Origin of the sequence: Paenibacillus oryzae (genome assembly GCF_001675045.1) — a bacterium.
In the GTDB taxonomy this organism is placed as follows: Bacteria; Bacillota; Bacilli; order Paenibacillales; family Paenibacillaceae; genus Pristimantibacillus; species Pristimantibacillus oryzae.
Genome location: NZ_LYPA01000054.1, coordinates 47,863 through 68,079 on the forward strand (window position 1 = coordinate 47,863; position 20,217 = coordinate 68,079).

Below are 20,217 nucleotides of genomic sequence, written 5' to 3' on the forward strand. Positions count from 1 at the left end.
GAGTATTTTCTATGACCAAAATTAAGGATTTGATTCAGGATATCAAGCTCAACTTAGAAATTTTGGGCCGTGTGAAAAGGTACGTTGATTTGTGTATGTTCCGCTTATAACGTTGGGAAAGGTTTATGGAGAATGAATTAGGGATTGTAGAAGTGGAGGATGTAAGTCAGCTTCACATCAAAAAGTATATTCAAGAGCGGCAACGTCTAGGGCTTGAAGTGAACCAGACGTTGAATAACAACCTTGCTACCCTGAAGGTGTTTTTCCAGTACCTTGTTGGCGAAGAATTTGTCGACGAGCAAAGCAATCCGATGTGCCCTATCAAGAATCTCAAAGAAGAGAAGGCCGTTATTGTTATATTTAACAATGAAGATGTTGAACTTGATACGAAGTTGGTTCGACTCCCTATTTAGAGTCCTTGTTAGTCCTGGCGGTTGGATGGCCTACGGCGGCTTGAAGCAAATATACGATTTAGGAAAGTAAATCTGTTCGAAAAGAGATGGAAATCTTCGAATATGAGAACAATCCCATTGTTCATTTTCTCGAAGATGAATGCATTTTGCATGATAATCGGAAGATCGTACAAACAGTGTATCCAAGGGAAAAATCGTTTACGCTTACCGTAAGTGTGCGAACGAACAGGATGAAGCATTATGAATACCATCAATTTCTTCAAACAGCTTTATAGAGAGACAGAAATCACTCGAGAGAAAAATGAATTCCAGCCGCGCATTAACGGAAAGCAGATTCGTTATATTTCGGGAATCACGCTTCAGGAGGAAGAAGAGGATAAAAATACTTTTGATCTGTAAGTGAATTAATTGGAAAGCAGCGGCGAGGCTAGTAATGGCTCGCTGTTTTTTTTCGGAAGCCGCAACGATGAAAGAATTCTGACTGTTCTTCCATCAAGCAAAACAACTGACACAACCAATTGATTTAAATAGATGGATATAAAGAAGTTTATGTTGTTTGTATGTCCTTTTGATAGTGATTAAAAATAGCTGAGGTTAGGATTTAAAGCAAAGCCTGTTGCTTCATTGTGTCATGAATGATAAACGTAGTTGTAAAGTCTTAGGAAAAATAGAGGAGAATCTGGTAATATGTCGAATATCAAAAATAAATGACAGATAATTTTGCAAGCATAGGGCGATTATAGGGTGGGTGATTAGCGGTGGTGATGCGCAGTCCAAGCGAACCGGAGAAGCAATTAATTATTGATAAAATTCAGGAGATGTGTCCTACAACTGAACAACTTGAAAGAGTGTGTCGTGTAGTTCTTAAGGAGCATCCTCACGATGTTTACCCGCAGCGTTCTACTACAATCCAGGCAATAAATGCGTTAGTAGATCGGTCAGTGCAAAAAAGCGTCACTTCTAGCCTAGTGGCAGAGTTTGAGTTAACCATTCAGAGAACTATAAATGACGGCTCAGAGTTTAGACCAATAGATGCAGACTTGGCAAACCAATTTGGCAATATGTTTACTTCACTTTTGAAAGCACTTGAACAGATGGATGACTCTGAGTTAGAACAATACACAGCAGATATTGACAGCGCGGATATGACTGAGTTCAAAGATAAACTTGCTAATAAAGCAAAGTTTTCTAAGGATAAGCAAGAACATGCATTGAGGAGCCGGACAGAGATATCAGTCCTTCATCGATTAGCAAAAAAATTGGGCTATCGTAAATACAACATGTTAAAAAAGAAGGTCATGTATCTATACTTCCGGATTTGTGACAGCTATCCAGCTAATCAATTTCCGGCAGATTATAGATTCGAACGATTGCTTGAGCACTTATATGCACAACTTCCTGCGCAAATTCGGGAGTATTACGATGAATGTCTTGAACAAATAACTGGAGTTATTTTCGATACAACATACGATTGTTACATCTTTAATGAATGAAGGTGAGTCACTCTGTCTACGCGTAATATTGAACATGAGCTAGCTATGTATGATATGGATGAGAGCAGTTCTTTCAATGGATTTATATTACTTGTGCTTTTGAAATTTTTTTCGAAATGCACTATGAACCAGGTAGCTTGTTCCTTATATCTGGTACGCTTCCCTAAAATTCTTGCCAGACTTTTAACTAAGGAAGAAGAAATGAAGTTTAATGAATTTGTTCCGGAATGGGAAATTGGAAATTTGGATGCACTGCTTGTCCCTTATATTAATCAAAAATATGACACGCGTTTTATACGAGGTATAAAAGAGTTATTTGCTAGAGGTCTAATTAGTATCGAAGGTGAAGATGTCCGCCTGACTTCTTCAATAGAAATTCCATCAAAAAGCGATGCGATCACGAGCATCGAAAACAAAGCTTATTTTTCTAGTCTTGTTGTAAAGAGAACAGAAATTTCAATACTTAATGAAAAAATATCACGAATAGTAGGAGAAGAACAATGGGAAATTTTCTCTTCATCAACCGTGTAGCGGTAAACCCGCCTAAAGGGAAAACTGATGTCACATTTAGAGCAGGCCTGAACGTAATTCGTGCTACGCTGATAAGCGAAACTTCTGAAGATTCAAAAGATAGTCAACCTGGAATACGTAATAGCGTCGGAAAAACAACTTTTGCCCATATGTTGGACTATGGGCTGGGTAAGAGCCTTTTTTTAAATAAGGACAAGGCACTTGGACGTAAGTCATTGGAGTCGCATGATTTATTAATGGAGTTTAGAATCGGAGATGAACAATTTACTGTCCAGAGAAACTTAGTTAAAGGTGACATATGTATTTTATATAGAGAATGGATTATCGATGATCTACTAAATGGTGTGCAAAAAAATGGAGAAAGATTCGCAATAAAAGACTATAGAAATTTTATGGAATCTAAGTTATTTTCAGGAACTAATATTTTTGAAGGCGAGAAATTTATATCGTTCCGTGATATTATGCAAATCATTTTTAGAGATCAAGTTGGAGGATTTGAATCGATTGATAAGACGGGGAACTATTCTTCGAACGCAGAGGCTAAACGTAAGCTGCAACAATATCTTTCAGGGCTAACTACCGCCGAGACATTGAATGCCGATATACAAGTTAGTAATGCGGAGGAAGCTGAAAAAGAAGCTAAAAAGGCTTTCGATATCATAAAGAAATATGTCATCCATAAGGTTAACCAAGCTGAAGAGCTTATACGATCAGAAGCAACAGCAGTGAATGAGCAAATTCAAGTTAATAATGAAGTAGTAGCTGATCTAAAACAACAATTAATTTTGCTACAACAAAGAAATGATGAACGAGTTGAGCAAAAGCAGGAGTTTCTCCAAATAAAACTAAGTCTCTCTAAAGAAGAGAATTTAGTTAGAATGAGGATTAATAGTTTCCAAGCTACTTTAAATGAAGTGCAAACTGAAAAAGAAAATATAGAAACAGCTCATTATGCACATCTGCTACTAGATACTTATGAATATGAAAAATGCCCTGTATGTTTAGTAGACATTACAGGCGACCCGTCTTTTAAATGCCCTCGAAGTACATCCAATGAAGAGGACTCAGACAGAGCTTTGGAAGCCATGCAGACTATTTTGTCAAACGAAAGACAAGACTTAATACAAGCTATTGCTGAACTAAATCATACTTTAGAGGAAATCCAATTGAAGGCAGTTGAGATTGATAGCAAAATAGCGGGTTTAAATCTTAAAATATCAGAAGATGCTAATGAGATATTAAAAAATATTGAAGAAATAGAAAGAGAGCAAAAAGAACTAACGGAAAAATTAACAGGATTAAAGCAGGATTTAGAGTATTTCCGAGATCATGACGATTATAGAAGAAAACATGGCTTAGCGAAAGACAACCTTACAATTGCAAAAGCTAATCGCAATCGAATACAACAACAAATGGATGATAATACAGAAAGTTTGAAAAATTATTATCAGGAAGTTGTTTCGTATTTGTACTTTGGGAATCGTATAGGTTCATTTCAGTTAAGCAAGATTGCGAAAAACTTTGAAGCTACTATTAGGTATCTTAATTTGAGTGAGGGCAGAGATACTGGTGCAGCAGCGATTACCTTAGCGGTTATAGCATTCGACCTAGCGTTATTAAAATTAGCTATAAATTCGAATACACCACACCCAAGATTACTTGTTCATGACTCACCTAATATTAATGATATTGACCCATCTGTTTATAACAGAATATTTACGTATGTTAGAGATGAATTGGAAAAGCCATTTGTTGAAAATGATTCAGAACCAGATTTTCAGTATATTATTACAACCATATTAATGCCCGATGAGCTAGCAGATGATCCTTATGTCAGATTGGAGTTAAATAATAATGGAGACAAAGGAAAACTCTTTGAATTTACATTTTGATAATATGCCCGTAAATCAACAAAGGTTGATAAATTTCTTGAAGCAATCATACTCTGAAGAAGAAATTTATGCATTAGGGCGAATGCTGAATTTAGAAAAGGAAGATTATGTTGGAAAGGGTATGACTAAGCAGCAATTATGTGGCTCATTTGTTGAGATGGTTAATCAAAGGTCATTGTACGAAAGACTGTTTGTGCTTCTTGAGTCTCCTACGTATGTTCGGACAAGAATATATCAGGAATTTGGTGATTTAGGAATAAAGGAACCTTTAGCTGAAAACAAATTAGAGAAAATTGTGCAAGAATGCTATGAACAAAGTGGAATAAGATTAAAGGATACTTCCTTTTCAGATTGGTTAGCTGATTGGAAGAGATCAATGGTACTTGTTTTAGGAAAAGATAATACCCCTGAAGCATGGGATAAACTTACGAGAATTTGTGATGCATTAAGAGAAATGGGGTATTCCCCCTATTTAATAAAGGATCAACCAGATATCGGACCGTTAACTAATGAAGAAAAAATGTTGGCATATGCTGCCGTATCAAGATTTGTTGTTATTGAGAAATCTGAGCCATCTGGCCATATTGATGAGGCCCATATTTGCGCAACTAATCGGTTAGTTGGAATATGGCTAAGCGAAGAGGGGAAAGGCGATACCTGGATGCAGGGAGATTATGAAGTTAGTTTCCTTAACATTAAAAGTTTTACTTACGGTATTGGAAATATGAGTGATGCGATTAATACCGGTGTTGACTGGGCCGAAGGATATTTGAAAGAAAAAGAAGCAAAGTTAAACTCAATTTATCCATTTAGACGTTAGGAATTCTAGAACCCAAAAGCCTGACTGATAGCCTCCTCAAGTTCAACATGACTCGGCTTACTATATCGCCTCGTAACTACCAGAGAAGCATGGCCAGCAAACTCGGCGATGGAAGAAATGTTGATTCCGGCATTTACAAGTTCACGGGAGTAGGTGTGTCTCAGCTGATGAGGATAATGTTATATTTCTGCAACATGTGCTGAACAGAACGGACGCTGGTACGGTGCTTGTATTGTCTAAGGAAAAGAAACGTATCAGCATCCGTTCGGTTTTCAAGGTATTTGGAGATATAGTGTCTGGCATCTACCGGTAGCGGTACCGTTCGTGCAATGTTACCTTGCCATTGCTGAGCCGGGACGTTGCTTAACTTCAAATCGGTGCGGTTCAGTTGACACAACTCGCTCACGCAATGCAGTAAAGAGTAGGGGATTGACTATTGGCATGTTCCGTAGATTCCCATCATGCGTTCTACATTTCGAAGCAGTTTGTTCCGTTCTGTTCGAGATAACGATTTGGGAGCCGTGTGCAAGGCTTTACGTTGCACAGGGAATTGAATGCCTACCAAGAACATAGGAGCAGCTTTTAAACGCTGCGAAGGCAGCGATTGCACGACTTGTTGAATGCCGGAGAGTTGAAGCTGCAATTGTCCGTGGTAAAGACCGACTTTGCATATATGCGGACAGAGCCATGAAGGTGAAATTCGTTCATCAAGGCCTATGTTATTCAGCATTTTTTATTAAATAAGCTGTCGCAAAAGAAGCGTTATAATTGGTCAAATATAACGTGCAAATATGCCAGTTCCCGACTTTTCATGGTTCAAATCGTAATCAACGATTAAAGCTTTCGGATTTGGGTCTTTGACCACGCAATCAAGCATTTTAATACTTGGCTGAGCTTCAAAGCCAAGCGTTTCGAAAAGTCCATCTTGATCGAATGCCCAAATGGTTCGAGCGATGTCCATCTGCAAAAAGCTGCGTCCGCGTGTCTCCAGCCCCGCGCTGTTAATTCTCTTGTTGCCTTGTTTAAAGCGTTCAGAGGACGCTTGCCCGACATTTGTTTATTGAGAGATGGGACGCTCAGATGTCCCCACTTTTCGATTGCATTCATTACATTGTAATGCAGGACATCATCTGAGACGGTTAAGAAGTTGAAACAAAGAATAAACGGTTCAAATAAATTCGTGTTATTGGCAGCATTCAATCAATTGGGATACCATGGGAGCTTGGGCTAGCTGATAGAGCGAAAGGAATGGATAGAATAGTTATCCTCCCACTTTTGTATAAAGATACGACTTGGGATGAAAGGGAATATTACAGTCTATACAATTACATAGAACAAGTTGCTGATGGACAGTGGGGTGTTTATAAGCAAGGAGAATCAAATGGAGTTACTTTAGAGCCCTGGTTTGAATCGTGAATACAGGAGGATTATCTATGGATAAAGATATTGCCGAATTTCTCAAAACTTATAAAACTGCTATTGAGGAGTCTAATGCGGCTGTATTTGCGGGCGCAGGATTGTCTAAACCTGCGGGATTCGTGAACTGGAAGGAACTGCTTCGAGATATCGCTGAAGAAATCAATTTAAATATTGATAAAGAAAATGATCTTATAGCAGTAGCGCAGTACCATGTTAATGAGAACGGTGGAAACAGAGGGAAAATAAATCAGGCATTAATTGATGAATTTACAAAGGATGCTGAAATCACCGATAATCATAAAGTTTTAGCAAGGCTGCCTATAGATACATATTGGACAACCAACTATGATGATCTAATCGAGGAAGCCTTGAAGATTGAGGGAAAAAGAATCGACTCGAAAATAACGACCGAAAACTTAGCGGTAACCAAACCCAATAGTGATGCCAAGATTTATAAAATGCATGGGGATATTTCATTGCCTCATGAAGCAGTTTTAACTAAAGATGATTATGAAAATTACAACAATAAGCGGCAGCTATTTACAACGGCTCTTCAAGGAGACCTCGTTTCAAAAACAATGATGTTTATTGGATTTAGTTTTGATGATCCCAACATAGAATATATTTTGAGTCGTATAAGAATCCTATTGGGTCAGAATCAACGCACTCATTATTGCTTTATGAAGCAGGTGCAGCGAGATGATTTTAAGGAAGAATCGGATTTTTTATATGCTGAGATAAAGCAGAAGTTAAAAGTGAATGATCTGAAAAGATATAGCATTAAAGTGCTTTTGGTAAATCAATATGAGGATATTACGGCCATACTTAAGGAAGTGGAACAGCAATACAAGAGAAGAAATTTATTTGTTTCCGGTAGTGCTTCTGACTATGGAAATTGGGGGGAGCAGCGCTGTCTAGAGTTCGCAAGTAACCTCAGTAAAGCAATAATCAAAAACGGGAACAATATTGTGACTGGCTTTGGTCTCGGAGTGGGCAGTTGTGTAGTCTCGGGTGCGTTGGAAGAAATCTATAAAACGAGAAGTCAGCGGGTAGAAGAGCGTCTGATTTCGAGACCTTTTCCCCAAAATACAACTGGTCAAATCCCTATAAAGGAATCGTGGACTAAGCACAGAAATAACATGATTCAAAATGTAGGGATTTCCATTTTTATGTTTGGTAATAAAATTGATGCTTTAACTGGTACTGTAGTAGAAGCAAATGGCATGATTAAAGAGTTCGAAATAAGCGTGAATCTCGGCGTAATACCCATTCCCATTGGTGCGACCGACTTTACTGCTAAAAAAATATGGGAGATTGTCTTTAATGATTTTGAACGGTATGTTTCCGATGTTGGACTGAAAGATAGATATCAATTGCTGGGCGATGTGAGCCAGACTGACAAAGTGTTGATTAACACTGTAATTGAGATTGTGAATATGCTTGAAAAAAGAAAAAGGCAATAATGGGGGAGGTTCAGGTATGGCACGCAAAACATTCATTTCTTATAAGTATAGCGAAGCTCAAAATACAAGAGATCGAATAATTAAGGCTCTTGGCGCAGATGCTCGTTATTATCAAGGTGAAACCAGCACCTCACCTAATTTGGCAGACAGAAAGACAGAAACCATTAAAAATCATCTTAAGAGCATGATTTTTGATACTTCGGTAACTATTGTTGTTATCTCTCCAAATATGAAGCAGAGTAACTGGATTGATTGGGAAATTGAATACTCTTTGAAGGAGATTACTAGAGAAGACAGAACGTCAAGAAGTAATGGCATTGTAGGGGTAATCCAAAAAGATTATTATTTTGGTGGATCTGGGTGGATTCTTAGTTCGGTTACAAATTCTGATGGTTGCAAGTCAAGAAGCATTGATGAAAGCAAGTTGTATGAGATTATCATCAAGAATCGTACAAACCAAAAAGATCCTGTATATGCTTGCCCGAATTGCCAGAGTGTAGATTCTCTAAATGGCTCGTATATATCCTTGGTAACTGAAGATGATTTTGTCGAAAGTCCGAATACGTATATCGAAAATGCATATGAGAAGAGTAAACGGATTAATGATTTCGAAATTACAAAAACAATTAAAACTCAACAGAGTTGGTGGTCACCATGGTGAATACATTTAACTTAAACAAAAAGCTGCGTTATGAAAATCCTCATAACTCAGCTTTTTGTGATATCTTTTGCTATTTATATTGGTCATTTTACCCACTACAATTGATATACCGAACAACGTAGAAAATGAATAGTAATTAATTCTATAATACGCACCTCCTCCTACACGGTAGGCATTCGCGCCGTAACATCCATCGACGGCATGACGGCCGGCTGGGCGCGTATCCCTTGGGATGTGCTTGAGAAAATTTCTGTTCGTATCGTCAACGAAGTGGAAAACGTTAACCGTATCGTGTACGACGTTATGTCGAAACCGCCTGCAACGATCGAGTGGGAATAGATTAGTAAATATTCTCACTTACTAATGAACCGAAACCTTGACTTATAAGGTTTCTGACATTGGCATGATGGATTTTCCAATTTACCTTCAACAAATAGATGTTCAAAAATACTCCCTTTTATTTGCTTATTTCCGCAAATAAAAGGGAGTTTTTTTATGCCCAAGGCACTATGGCGAGCCATGTCTATTTTTTGTACAGATTGGCCTAGTATAATTGTGGATGCGCATTGACAATTGGTGCATTATTCCATTTTGGTATGCATTATGACGAAGATTCCTGAAGAGAAAGGAGGAGGAAATACGAAGGACAGATCCCCTTTTGCGTACCTGGCGTGCACCATTTCTGCTTGTTTTTTTGAGTTTCCGATGGTTTACATAGCTGCCGGGCAAACAGCATGGGGTTATTCGCGTGAGGCGTTATACCGAAGGATCATCCTACTGTCAACAAACTAGAGCGCAGATGTAGTGGAATGGAGGAGACTTTGGTGTCGAAACGAAATAGCAATGTGAGCAAAGTGTTGCTGCCATTATTTTTGGCGCTTCTGCTTGTCTTGCAGACGGTGATGCTCCCTGCTGCCGCATTCGCGGAGAGCGTCCCACACGAATCCGAAACGGAAACGGTCATTGAAGCAGACTTGCCGAATGAGGAAGAGGTTTTTTCTGAGTCCGATGCGGAGAGTGTGCAAAACGACCCCGAAACGGAAGTGGCGAACGAACCCGACACGCTGAACAATTTTCAATTAATGGCGGTAGGTCCGACGGACAAAACCGCGGTATTTATGGGGGCTAATTCAGCCTTTCCCTTGGAAGTGACACAGGGAAGCGCCATTGTTCATACAGGCGGTACGATTCAGGGGAGACAGCCGTTTACTCTCAAATCGGCAGATCTTAAGGTACCTGTGAATGGCGATGATACGGACCCAACTAATGCAGATCCTGAAAGTTACATCCAAAAGGGAGACTGGATTGAGCTAAAAAGAGACGACTACTTCAAGGAAGTGGTCCTGCCGACAGCTGCTAGACCCCTGAATGCACTAACGGATTCAGGCACAAGACAGCTCGGTACCGTCTATTTCACTCCTAATAGTATCAGGATTGTATTTAACGGCGATGATAACTTTTTCAATGGGGTTGGACGAGGTGTCAGCTTCACCTTTGAAACGACTGCCGATGCAGATGTAACGGGAATGGCGTATGGTGAAACAAAGGCCATCTCGATTTTCGGAGGAGCTTACGAGCTGAAGAATCCGGATGTTACGCCGGGATACCGAATTAACCTGGCAGGGAACAACTGGCCGAAGAATGGAAGCTGGACCTGGTGGTATGTCACCGTCCCGGGTTATCAGGATGGTTATTTGACTATCGAGTCTACTCCATCGTCTTTTGACGTGCTTGATGAAAAAATCAAGCTGACGCTCGACGGGATGACGTTTTATACGAAGCCTTCCGATTATCGTATGGTCTATGTACCTGGGTCCTTCGAGGTAAACGGCACTAAGGCAGACCCGGACATTGATGCAGACGGCGGTCTCAGCTACGTTTTCCCGGCGGGAACGGGGGTTGAGCCAAAGGTTACGTATCAAGCTTGGTTTCATAAGGATATGTTCTATAAAGAGTATCGTAATGTGGCCATCGATCCCGGTCGGGATGGCGGGCAACGTTTTGATCCAAAAGTCGAACTGAGGGATTCGAGCGCTGATGTAAAGGCCAGTGCGGTAAGGGAATCGTGGATTGCGCCCGACTGGATTCAAGCCTCCGGTTCTTATGACCATCCCAATGAAACCATCTCTTGGAGAGTTGTTGTAAACCAATATAACAAAAAAGGTTTAAAGGACCTTTCGATTACTAATGTATTGCCTGCTGGGCTGGAGTTTCTATCTGCCGAGTGGCAAACATGGGAAAATGGCGTTGTATCTGACGTAACGGAAATCACTCCGGATTTAAACGGCGTTTATTCTTTTGGGGCTATTAACGGCAAAGTAGAATTAGTGATTAAGAGTAAGGTAACAAGCGGCTCCAGCTTTAGAATCGACCCGCGTGCCAACTGGAATCTGGACACTCCGGATGGCATTCAGAATAATGATGTAACAACAGGTTTAAGACCTGCTACTGTAACTGACGAAGCAATCATCACGATCGGTGCGCATACGTTTACAAAAGCAGGCGCGATTACGATGGAGGATTATAATCTGGGCGGCATCACGTGGACCGTTAATCTAACGCCGCAATATGCCCTGCCGAATGCAGCGGTATATGATGTACTGGTACACGGCGGGGATTTGAATGTCCTGAACAACGCCGTGGATGAAACCGGCGAGGTTAGCGCGGACACAATTGCGAAAATCAAGGGGGGCATTAATACAGCCCAGCTTTGGAAGCAATATCACCAGGGTTCCCTAAAGAGCGCAAGCGGCTTAACCTTGAAGGTCATTCCTTTGACGGTGAACGGCGAAGTCGTAGCGGATTTGATCAAAGCGACCGGGTACACCGACACCGCTGCATCCTTCAGCTTCCGTTCGCTTGAGACCAGGCCGGATATTCTCTTTAGGCAGGATGCTGGCGCTGGAAAAACACACTGGAACCGGGCTGTGCTGATTGAGGGAGCAAGCGTCAAAACGGCGCAAAACTCCGTTAATCTTCATCTCCGTATGCTGAACAAGGATATGCTTTTTGCATCAAGGCCATTGAAAGAGGATGGCACATTCGAAAGTGTGACTCCCAATCATCCCGGCAGCTATATTAGAAATGATAGCAACGAAGCATGGACGATTGCTGGCTATGACAGGACAACCAAAACGGTTACCTTCCGTCTAGGGGTGAATATGCCGGGGTACAACACGGACGAAATGGCCAAGGATGGCGGAAGCCGAGTTATAAGCAATATCAAGCTAGTGGATACGCTGCCGGAAGGCTGGGAATTCGTTCCGTTTTCCGAGGACAAATACTTTGAGCTTTGGAAAGGCTACTCGGATAATAGCTCGGGTACCGAATACGGCGTTAAAAACGACGTCAAAACGATCATAGAACCAGGCTCGAATGCCCATGTAGTAAGCTTCTCCCATAGCGGAAACGTAGGAACCTTCACCTTCTCCAAATTGGAAAGCCCTTATGTCATTTTAGTAAAGGCTAGACCATCCAATGCAGCATTAGAGAAATATTTGGAGGAATATACGACTAACGGCACGGACAAACAGGTGCTGAGTAACAAGGCCGACCTTCATATGACATGGGGCGGAGAGGAAATGGTTCACACCGAGCAACGCAGAATCATCGTGCCTATACAGACCTTGGGCAAATCGGTGACCAAGCCGGTGCCAGGCGTTCTGGAATGGACAGTGAATTATACGCCGCCATTTAATATGGAGCAAGGCGTTTATTTGCAGGACACCCTGGGCGCAGGCATGAATCCGCGCTATGAAGTAAACGGAAAGCTTGTGCTTACGACGCCTAGCATGGCCGTGTATCCTGCCGAGCTTACGCCAAGCGGCGCGCTGCAGCGAGTTGGCGCGGCATTGGATCTGAGCGACCCGAATGCCGAAGTTCAGGTAGAAGCAGTGCCGGGTGACAATGGCACGACGGTGCTAACCTTCAAAATGACCGATCCAAACAAGTTTTATCAGTTTGTATACCAAACCGAGGTCGATCCAACGATAGCAAAGCCCGGTGACAAAATGGGCAATGTGATCAAGCTGGAGGGCGATGACAAGCTGAAATCCGTCAGCGCCAGAAGTGAAAGCACGCTGGATAGCTCCGACGTCGCCGGCAGTTCAACCTCCAATGCCCTTCTGCCCATGAAAAAGGTAGATCCCGATGGCAATCCGTTGAATGGCGTAGTGTTTACGCTCTTCAAAAAGGACAACGGTACTGAAATCGCCAAAGGAACAACGGGCAATGGCGGAAGGCTTAATCTGTTGTTCCCGGACCCGGGGTATTACGAGCTGAAGGAAACGTATATTGATACAACAACATGGTTGCCAACCACAAGGATTTATCAGGTATACGTCGGGAATACGCCCGGGAAGCCTATCTGGGTTGATGGCGTAAAAGTAACCTCCGACGACCCTCTGATTGTGCCTACGCCGGCGCAAGGAAAGCTGACCATCAGCAATAAAGTTGAAGGCAACGGCGGCGATGTTCTTAAATATTTTGAATTCACAGTGACCTTTACTGGCGAAGGCAAGGACGGAGAATACGTCTATAGGAAGCCGGACAATACATTCGGCATGATTAAGAGCGGTGACAAGATTACCTTGAAGCATGAGGAGTCCGTAACGATTCCGGCATTGCCCAGAGATCTGGTCTATACCGTAACCGAAGCCGATTATACGACGGTTGACGGTTATACGACCACGCCGGAGACGAGAGAATTATCCGGCACGATCGAGAATAAAGGCGATCACAAGGCGGACTTTATTAATGAACGAATCGTCAGCAAGCTGACCATTAGTAATCTTGTTATGGGCAATGGCGGCGATAAGTCGAAGGATTTTGAGTATACCGTCAGCTTTGAGGATGCGGGCAAGGACAAAAGCTATGTATACGAGAAGTCGGACGGAAGCACGGGTACGATCAAGTCCGGCGACACCTTCAGGCTCAAGGACGGAGATACGCTGGATATTCTGGATCTGCCTAAGCAATTGCAATATACCGTTACCCAAACGGACTACACAACCGACGGATACGTGACGTCTCCGCAGGAACGGTACGGCACCGGAATTATGCAAGGCCAAGATGAAAGTGTTCCGTTCACAAACATACGGGTCATAAAGGGCGGACTGCTCATCAGCAACACGGTTAAAGGTAAAGCTGACGACAAGCAGAAGCTGTTTACGTACACGGTTGTTTTTACAGGCGAGGGATCGGATGGCTCTTACGTCTATGAGAAGTCGGATGGCAGCGCGGGCATGATCAAGAGCGGAGAAAGCTTCGAGCTTGCAGATGGCGAAACCTTCGTTGTGCAAGGACTGCCGACGTATCTTCAGTATAAGGTTACGCAGGAGGATTATACGACGGATGGCTATGTGACGGAGCCTGTAAGTCTTGTCTCCACAGGTACGGTTCCGGAGAATATCGTGGCGGAGGCGCACTTTGTCAATACTCGCCCCTATCTGGAAGGCGTGCTGCGTGACAACAATACGGGAGAAGCCATTCCGAATGCACCGATTACAGTGACTGATCTGAAGACAGGCCAGCAAACACAGGCGGTGACGAACGAGAAGGGTGAATATTCTCTTCCGGCCGCAGCAGGTACCGGCTATACGATCACGTATACAAAGCGGTATCAGATAGGTGGAACCGAGGTTCCTGTTGAGTTCACGCAAAAAGCAAATGTGGCCGGCAGCGTGACGGACGAAACCGTTCCGGCAGATATTACGGCGGTAGGCATCGTGATGCTCAAACAGCCAAATGGAGCAACGGAGCTATTCGACCAATCGTTTACCAGCCATATGCGTATTTATTTGAAGGATAAGGACGGCAATTACCTGAAGGAAAATGGCCATCCCAAGGCGTTTCCGATGGCTGCGAACGGAACTTTTTCCGTGGAGGAGCTGAGCGAGCAAAACTACACAATGGAAGTTCGCTATCAAGCTGATACGGGCGAAGAGCTGCTCCTGAAAGTGGCGCAATTGGACATAAAAGCTAACGGAGAGCTGAATATTTCGGAGGAATTGGTCGACCCTTACGGTACGGTTTATGATGAAACAACAGGAGATGCTGTTACCGGCACAAAAATCACTGGAGCAAAGGTTACTCTGTATTATGCAGATACGCAGCGGAACAGAGATAACGGTCGCACGCCGGATACGAAAGTAACGCTTCCTGCGGTTCACAATTTCCCGCCCCATGACAATAAGAGCCCGGAGCAGGATAGCGATGCGAATGGATTCTATGCGTACATGGTATATCCTGAGGCGGACTACTATTTGATCGTAACGAAGGAAGGCTACGAGACGCACAGAAGCCAAACGATTTCGGTTGACTTCGACATCGTAAGATATGACGTGCCAATGAAGCCTCTGCCTAAGCTGGGCAATCTGACCATCAGCAATAAGGTTATGGGCAACGGCGGAGATAAGTCTAGGGAGTTCCAGTATACCGTCAGCTTCGAGGATGCAGGCAAAGACGAAAGCTATGTATACGAGAAGTCGGATGGCAGCACGGGCTTCATTAAGTCCGGCGATAGCTTCAGGCTCAAGGACGGAGAAACGTTAACTATTTTGAATCTGCCGGAGCATCTGAACTATACAGTCGTTCAAACAGACTACACAGCCGATGGATACGTGACGTTTCCACAGGAGCTTAAGGGCACCGGAGTGATAAAAGGCGAGGATGAGGTTATCCCGTTTACGAACACCCGGGTCATAAAGGGCGGACTGCTCATCAGCAACACGGTTAAAGGTAAAGCTGATGACAAGCAGAAGCTGTTTACGTACACGGTTGTTTTTACAGGCGAGGGATCGGACGGATCTTACGTCTATGAGAAGTCAGATGGCAGCACGGGCATGATCAAGAGCGGAGAGAGCTTTGAGCTTGCAGATGGCGAAACCTTCGTTGTGCAAGGACTGCCGACGTATCTTCAGTATAAGGTTACACAGGAGGATTATACGACGGATGGCTATGTGACGGAGCCTGAAAGTTTTGTCTCTACGGGTACGGTTCCGGAAAATATAGCGGCTGAGGCACACTTTGTCAACACTCGCCCCTATCTGGAAGGCGTGCTGCGTGACAACAATACGGGAGAGGCCATTCCGAATGCACCGATTACAGTGACTGATCTGAAGACAGGCCAGCAAACACAGGCGGTGACGAACGAGAAGGGTGAATATTCTCTTCCGGCCGCAGCAGGTACCGGCTATACGATCACGTATACAAAGCGGTATCAGATAGGCGGAACCGAGGTTCCAGTTGAGTTCACGCAAAAAGCAAATGTGGCCGGCAGTGTGACGGACGAAACCGTTCCGGCAGATATTACGGCGGTAGGCATCGTGATGTTCAAACAGCCAAATGGAGCAACGGAGCTATTCGACCATTCGTTCACCAGCCATATGCGTATTTATTTGAAGGATAAGGACGGCAATTACCTGAAGGAAAATGGCCATCCTAAGGCGTTTCCGATGGCTGCGAACGGGACTTTTTCCGTGGAGGGGCTGAGCGAGCAAAACTACACGATGGAAGTTCGCTATCAAGCCGATACGGGCGAAGAGCTGCTCCTGAAAGTGGCGCAATTGGACGTAAAAGCTAATGGAGAGCTGAATATTTCGGAGGAATTGGTCGACCCTTACGGCACGGTTTATGATGAAACAACAGGAGATGCCGTTACCGGCACAAAAATCACTGGAGCGAAGGTTACGCTGTATTATGCGGATACGCAGCGGAACAGAGATAACGGTCGCACGCCAGATACGAAAGTAACGCTTCCTGCGGTTCACAACTTCCCGCCGCATGACAATAAGAGCCCGGAGCAGGATAGCGATGCGAACGGATTCTATGCGTACATGGTATATCCTGAGGCGGACTACTATTTGATCGTAACGAAGGAAGGCTACGAGACGCACAGAAGTCAAACGATTTCGGTCGACTTCGACATCGTAAGATATGACGTGCCAATGAAGCCGATCCGTTCAGGCGGCGGAACTGACAACGGAAGCGGCGGCGGAACCGACAACGGAAGCGGTGGAACTGACAACGGAAGCGATGGAACCGACAACGGTAGCAGCGGAACCGACAACGGTAGCAGCGGAACCGACAACGGTAGCGGCGGAACCGACAACGGTAGCGGTGAAACCGACAACGGAAGCGGTGAAACCGACAACGGAAGCGGTGAAACCGACAACGGAAGCGGTGAAACCGGCAACGGAAGCGGTGAAACCGACAACGGAAGCGGTGAAACCGACAACGGAAGCGGTGAAACCGACAACGGAAGCGGCGAAACCGACAACGGTAGCAGCGAAACCAGCAGCGGTAGCGGTGAAACCGACAATAGCTCCACTAACGGCTCAGGCGGTACTGACGGAGCTGGCAATGTCGGCAGCGAGCTTGACAATGTTCCAAAAACCGGAGATAACGATGCATCGCCCATCCGCTATATGATTTTGGCGCTGGCGTCCTTATTAACGATAGGGCTTTGTCTCCTCAGCAACAAGAAGAAAAAGCTTAGTCAATAATGTGAAGGGCGGTAAGAAAATGAGTAAAAGCAAAAAAATTCTTATCGCTGTTTCCTTCCTTATGCTGGTATTTTCGCTAGCCAATCTGACGAGAATATTTCTTAGGGATTATGACGAGCGGCAGAAAATCGAAGAGCTGGGAATCACCTTAAAGGAAGAGTTGGATAAAGGAGAAGGGAATGCATCCCCTTCTCTTTTGACCGACAAGCCGAAAGAGCCGGTTATGCTTCCAGAATTCCGAGAGCTTTACGAGAGAAACTCGGACATCGTTGGCTGGCTAAAGGTGGAAGGCACCCGGATCGAATATCCGGTCATGCAGAACTTACAGGATGCGGATTATTATCTCAATCATGATTTCGATAAATTGGAAAATCAAAGCGGCCTCCCATTTTTAGACGAGCATAGCCGAACCAACGGAACGGACATCTCGCTGATTCATGGACACCACATGAAAAGCGGCTGGATGTTTAAAGACTTAATGAAGTATAAAAAGGAAAGCTTTTATAAAGAGCATACAACGTTCCAGTTCAGCACGCTGTACGAAAAGCAGGAATATGAAATTATTGCCGTTATTCTTTCACAAGTTTATCGTAAATCGGACGATGTTTTTAAATACTATCAGATTGAGAATGTAAGTACACCCGAAGAGTTCGATTCATATGTTCAAAACATTAAGCAGCTTGCTCTATACGACACGGGCGTAACGGCTCAATTTGGCGATACGCTTATGATTTTGTCTACATGCGAGTACTCGACTCAAAATGGTCGTTTAGCGGTAATCGCCCGCAGGCTGAAATAACGTAGAAATAAATTCAAAAGAGCCAAAAACCCAGTTTCCTCCGGGTTTCGGCTCTTTTTTTCACCCTTAATTAGAGGTGCTTAATGAGATTAAGGAGTTTAAGAAATTTCATTAATTCTATTAATTAATGATCTTTTATAAACAGGAACAACCAAAGTGACCCTACCTCCACCACTTTTGCTGCCACCATTGCCATACACGCTGCTCTCACTAACCCCGTCGCATTCGCCACCAGAACGATTTTCCAATATCAACTCTCCACCATGCTTTTGGCAAGCCGAATGGGCTACGAATAGTCCTATGCCAAAATGGGATTTGGAGTGGCGGCTGCTATCGCCCATAAAAAAGGGCTCCGCCCCGTATTTCAAGGCTTCATCCGAAAAGCCGTTACCGGTATCCGTAATAATAAACAACAGCTTATTATCCTGCTCATCAACGTTAATGGCAATGGTTCCTCCGGCGGGTGTATGCTCAACCGCATTGGCGACCACATTGACAAGCGCGCGCATGAGCAAATGCCGATCTATATCGATCCGCAAGGATTGATGCTGGCACTCCCATTCCAGGTTAATATGCTGAACAAAACATAACCCTTTTGCCTGATTTTCAAGCTCGGCCAAAAATGGCTCCAGGCTGGTTGGAGAAAATTGCAGGGGATAGCTGTCCCATGACCTTGCGACCTCCATTAATGTCTGAATATACGTTTGGACCTGAATGGAGCTGCCTCCAATGTAGTCGGCGTATTCCCTTTGCTCATCAGATAGCTCTGTATCGGACAACAATTCTGCATTTCCTCGAATGATAGTTAATGGCGTTTTCAAATCATGAGCCAAGGCGGAAATTTGCTCCTGCCGCATTTTATCGGCTTGCCATTGCTCGCTTAACGATTTTTTTAAGGCTTGTCTCATCTGCTCCAGCGCATCAAGCAGCTGGTCGATTTCAAATAACTTCGTTTTTTTTATTTCAAAGTCCAAATCCTGATGCTCGACCTTTTGAACAACGGTCAGCAATGTATCCATCCTTTTCTTAAAATAGCTGCCAAATGAATAAGAGACACAAAGCAGCAGTATTAATAATTCTAATAAGGCTACAAGGATGACAAATAAATCTGCAGATGGAATGAAGCGCTGAACAACCGGATTATGAAATTGAGCGGTCATCAGATATTTTAGCACCACTACCTCCTGATCCCGGTTTATGACCGTATATAGAAAGGAGCTGCTGCTTATTTGTTTATTTTGGACGGCTCGCTCCCATATGGATGGGGCATCCTTAGCCTTCACAGAGCCGCGTATATATTCGCCTTCCTTTGTATACAGGGCATATTTACTGAACGAAGGGATGATATCATCCGTAATCTCGTTCACCGTTTGCAGCTTGCTTTTGGCCTGTTCCATTTCGGCAGTCATTTTATGTAACGGATAAATATGGCCTGTATCTACTCCATATAGATAAAGTCCTAAATTGAGCACAACAATGAAGCCGGCTCCGGCAATAAGGAACAAAATAAATCTCATAAATATGGAACGAAGCTTTGTTACACCCATTTATACCCCACGCCCCAAACGGTTTCAATTGTTGTCAGATCAAAGACGGATAGCTTGGAACGAATATTTTTGATATGAGTCGAAATGACGGAAGCATCGCTTTCTCCATCAAAGCCAAAAACCGCTTCATACATTTGCTCCCGGCTGAACGTTTGCCCGCGGTGTAAAGCAAGATATTCGCATATATCGTATTCGCTTTTGGTAAAAGGGATTTTGGCGGATTGCACCTCGGCTTCCCTGGCACCGATATGAAAAATAACGCCGGAGCACATAAAAGCGTTTGTTTTTTCTCTGACGTCGCGCCGCAAATGGGCATTCACCCTTGCACACAGCTCGCTTGTTCCAAATGGCTTCGTAATATAATCATCCGCGCCAAAGCCCAAGCCTTGAACAATATCCTTTTCTTGCGTTTTTGCGGTCAAGAAAATGATAGGGCAATCCACGCCTCCCCGTATTTGCTTGCATAGCTTAAAGCCATCTAGTTTAGGCATCATAATGTCCAGCAAAATCAAGTCGTATTTTGAAAAATCCATGGCCGCAACAGCCTCCGCATCCCATTGTACGGTAACGAGGTGGTTATCTTTTTCCAGCACTTTTTTGACAAGCTGCAGCATTGGTTTTTCGTCATCAACAACCAGGATATGGGCCATTCGTAACTCCCCCTTCAATTTCATA

The 20,217-nt window shown here is 43.6% G+C and carries 15 protein-coding genes and 1 pseudogene; 11 read left to right on the forward strand and 5 right to left on the reverse strand.

Annotated features, from left to right (window positions below; genetic code table 11):
* The first annotated feature begins 125 nt into the window (after positions 1-125).
* The 6 genes from A7K91_RS11755 (at position 126) to A7K91_RS11775 (ending at position 5,149) form a co-directional block, all read left to right on the forward strand.
* Complete coding sequence (locus A7K91_RS11755; RefSeq protein ID WP_068682872.1) at positions 126-413, forward strand: site-specific integrase; 288 nt, start codon at positions 126-128, stop codon at positions 411-413.
* A 240-nt stretch (positions 414-653) separates the two neighbouring features.
* Complete coding sequence (locus A7K91_RS26435) at positions 654-812, forward strand: hypothetical protein (protein ID WP_156739497.1); 159 nt, start codon at positions 654-656, stop codon at positions 810-812.
* A 362-nt stretch (positions 813-1,174) separates the two neighbouring features.
* The gene (locus tag A7K91_RS11760) at positions 1,175-1,906 is read left to right on the forward strand and encodes a hypothetical protein (RefSeq protein WP_156739499.1); all 732 of its coding nucleotides are present in this window, start codon (positions 1,175-1,177) and stop codon (positions 1,904-1,906) included.
* 45 nt (positions 1,907-1,951) lie between these two features.
* Positions 1,952-2,437 (forward strand): hypothetical protein, encoded by a 486-nt coding sequence (locus tag A7K91_RS11765; RefSeq protein ID WP_068682876.1) that lies wholly within the window; start codon positions 1,952-1,954, stop codon positions 2,435-2,437.
* On the forward strand, positions 2,407-4,329 hold the full coding sequence (locus A7K91_RS11770) for a DUF2326 domain-containing protein (RefSeq protein WP_068682878.1): 1,923 nt from the start codon (positions 2,407-2,409) through the stop codon (positions 4,327-4,329). Before A7K91_RS11765 ends, A7K91_RS11770 begins: the two co-directional genes overlap by 31 nt.
* A complete protein-coding gene (locus tag A7K91_RS11775; RefSeq protein ID WP_068682881.1) occupies positions 4,292-5,149 on the forward strand; it encodes a hypothetical protein in 858 nt (285 codons plus the stop codon). Before A7K91_RS11770 ends, A7K91_RS11775 begins: the two co-directional genes overlap by 38 nt.
* A gap of 5 nt (positions 5,150-5,154) precedes the next feature.
* Here the strand turns inward: A7K91_RS11775 and A7K91_RS27450 are convergent, their stop codons facing one another.
* From A7K91_RS27450 to A7K91_RS11780, 3 genes are all read right to left on the reverse strand, one after another.
* Positions 5,155-5,313, reverse strand: a complete 159-nt coding sequence (locus tag A7K91_RS27450; protein WP_082967427.1) for a tyrosine-type recombinase/integrase — start codon at positions 5,311-5,313, stop codon at positions 5,155-5,157.
* Entirely contained in the window at positions 5,310-5,555 is a 246-nt protein-coding gene (locus A7K91_RS27455) for a tyrosine-type recombinase/integrase (protein WP_425415658.1), read from the reverse strand. Before A7K91_RS27455 ends, A7K91_RS27450 begins: the two co-directional genes overlap by 4 nt.
* Before the next feature lie 366 nt (positions 5,556-5,921).
* Positions 5,922-6,116: a hypothetical protein gene (locus A7K91_RS11780; protein ID WP_156739501.1), complete on the reverse strand. Its 195-nt coding sequence runs from the start codon at positions 6,114-6,116 to the stop codon at positions 5,922-5,924.
* A gap of 466 nt (positions 6,117-6,582) precedes the next feature.
* On the opposite strand from A7K91_RS11780, the gene A7K91_RS11785 reads away from it, so the two are divergent.
* From A7K91_RS11785 to A7K91_RS11800, 5 genes and pseudogenes are all read left to right on the forward strand, one after another.
* Positions 6,583-8,031: an SIR2 family protein gene (locus tag A7K91_RS11785; RefSeq protein ID WP_068682885.1), complete on the forward strand. Its 1,449-nt coding sequence runs from the start codon at positions 6,583-6,585 to the stop codon at positions 8,029-8,031.
* Between the two features lie 16 nt (positions 8,032-8,047).
* Positions 8,048-8,692: a TIR domain-containing protein gene (locus A7K91_RS11790; protein ID WP_068682887.1), complete on the forward strand. Its 645-nt coding sequence runs from the start codon at positions 8,048-8,050 to the stop codon at positions 8,690-8,692.
* A 150-nt stretch (positions 8,693-8,842) separates the two neighbouring features.
* Positions 8,843-9,031 (forward strand): annotated as a pseudogene (locus A7K91_RS26040) (GMP synthase (glutamine-hydrolyzing)); the annotation flags it as partial.
* Positions 9,032-9,516: 485 nt separating this feature from the next.
* Complete coding sequence (locus A7K91_RS11795) at positions 9,517-17,196, forward strand: DUF7601 domain-containing protein (protein ID WP_245697455.1); 7,680 nt, start codon at positions 9,517-9,519, stop codon at positions 17,194-17,196.
* A 19-nt stretch (positions 17,197-17,215) separates the two neighbouring features.
* Positions 17,216-17,995, forward strand: coding sequence for a class B sortase (locus A7K91_RS11800; protein ID WP_068682889.1), 780 nt, complete (start codon positions 17,216-17,218; stop codon positions 17,993-17,995).
* 98 nt (positions 17,996-18,093) lie between these two features.
* On the opposite strand, the gene A7K91_RS11805 is transcribed toward A7K91_RS11800, so the two are convergent.
* Entirely contained in the window at positions 18,094-19,542 is a 1,449-nt protein-coding gene (locus A7K91_RS11805; protein ID WP_068682891.1) for a HAMP domain-containing sensor histidine kinase, read from the reverse strand.
* Entirely contained in the window at positions 19,533-20,192 is a 660-nt protein-coding gene (locus A7K91_RS11810) for a response regulator transcription factor (protein WP_068682893.1), read from the reverse strand. The genes A7K91_RS11805 and A7K91_RS11810 overlap by 10 nt, the downstream gene beginning before the upstream one ends.
* Between the last annotated feature and the right edge of the window lie 25 nt (positions 20,193-20,217).

Bases quoted from the DNA above. Each gene is read 5' to 3' on its own strand.
- A7K91_RS26435 (WP_156739497.1), top strand. From the start codon at position 654: ATGAATACCATCAATTTCTTCAAACAGCTTTATAGAGAGACAGAAATC.
- A7K91_RS11785 (WP_068682885.1), top strand. From the start codon at position 6,583: ATGGATAAAGATATTGCCGAATTTCTCAAAACTTATAAAACTGCTATT.
- A7K91_RS11790 (WP_068682887.1), top strand. From the start codon at position 8,048: ATGGCACGCAAAACATTCATTTCTTATAAGTATAGCGAAGCTCAAAAT.
- A7K91_RS11755 (WP_068682872.1), top strand. From the start codon at position 126: ATGGAGAATGAATTAGGGATTGTAGAAGTGGAGGATGTAAGTCAGCTT.
- A7K91_RS11805 (WP_068682891.1), bottom strand. From the start codon at position 19,542: ATGGGTGTAACAAAGCTTCGTTCCATATTTATGAGATTTATTTTGTTC.
- A7K91_RS11765 (WP_068682876.1), top strand. From the start codon at position 1,952: ATGTATGATATGGATGAGAGCAGTTCTTTCAATGGATTTATATTACTT.
- A7K91_RS11810 (WP_068682893.1), bottom strand. From the start codon at position 20,192: ATGGCCCATATCCTGGTTGTTGATGACGAAAAACCAATGCTGCAGCTT.
- A7K91_RS11770 (WP_068682878.1), top strand. From the start codon at position 2,407: ATGGGAAATTTTCTCTTCATCAACCGTGTAGCGGTAAACCCGCCTAAA.
- A7K91_RS11800 (WP_068682889.1), top strand. From the start codon at position 17,216: ATGAGTAAAAGCAAAAAAATTCTTATCGCTGTTTCCTTCCTTATGCTG.
- A7K91_RS11775 (WP_068682881.1), top strand. From the start codon at position 4,292: ATGGAGACAAAGGAAAACTCTTTGAATTTACATTTTGATAATATGCCC.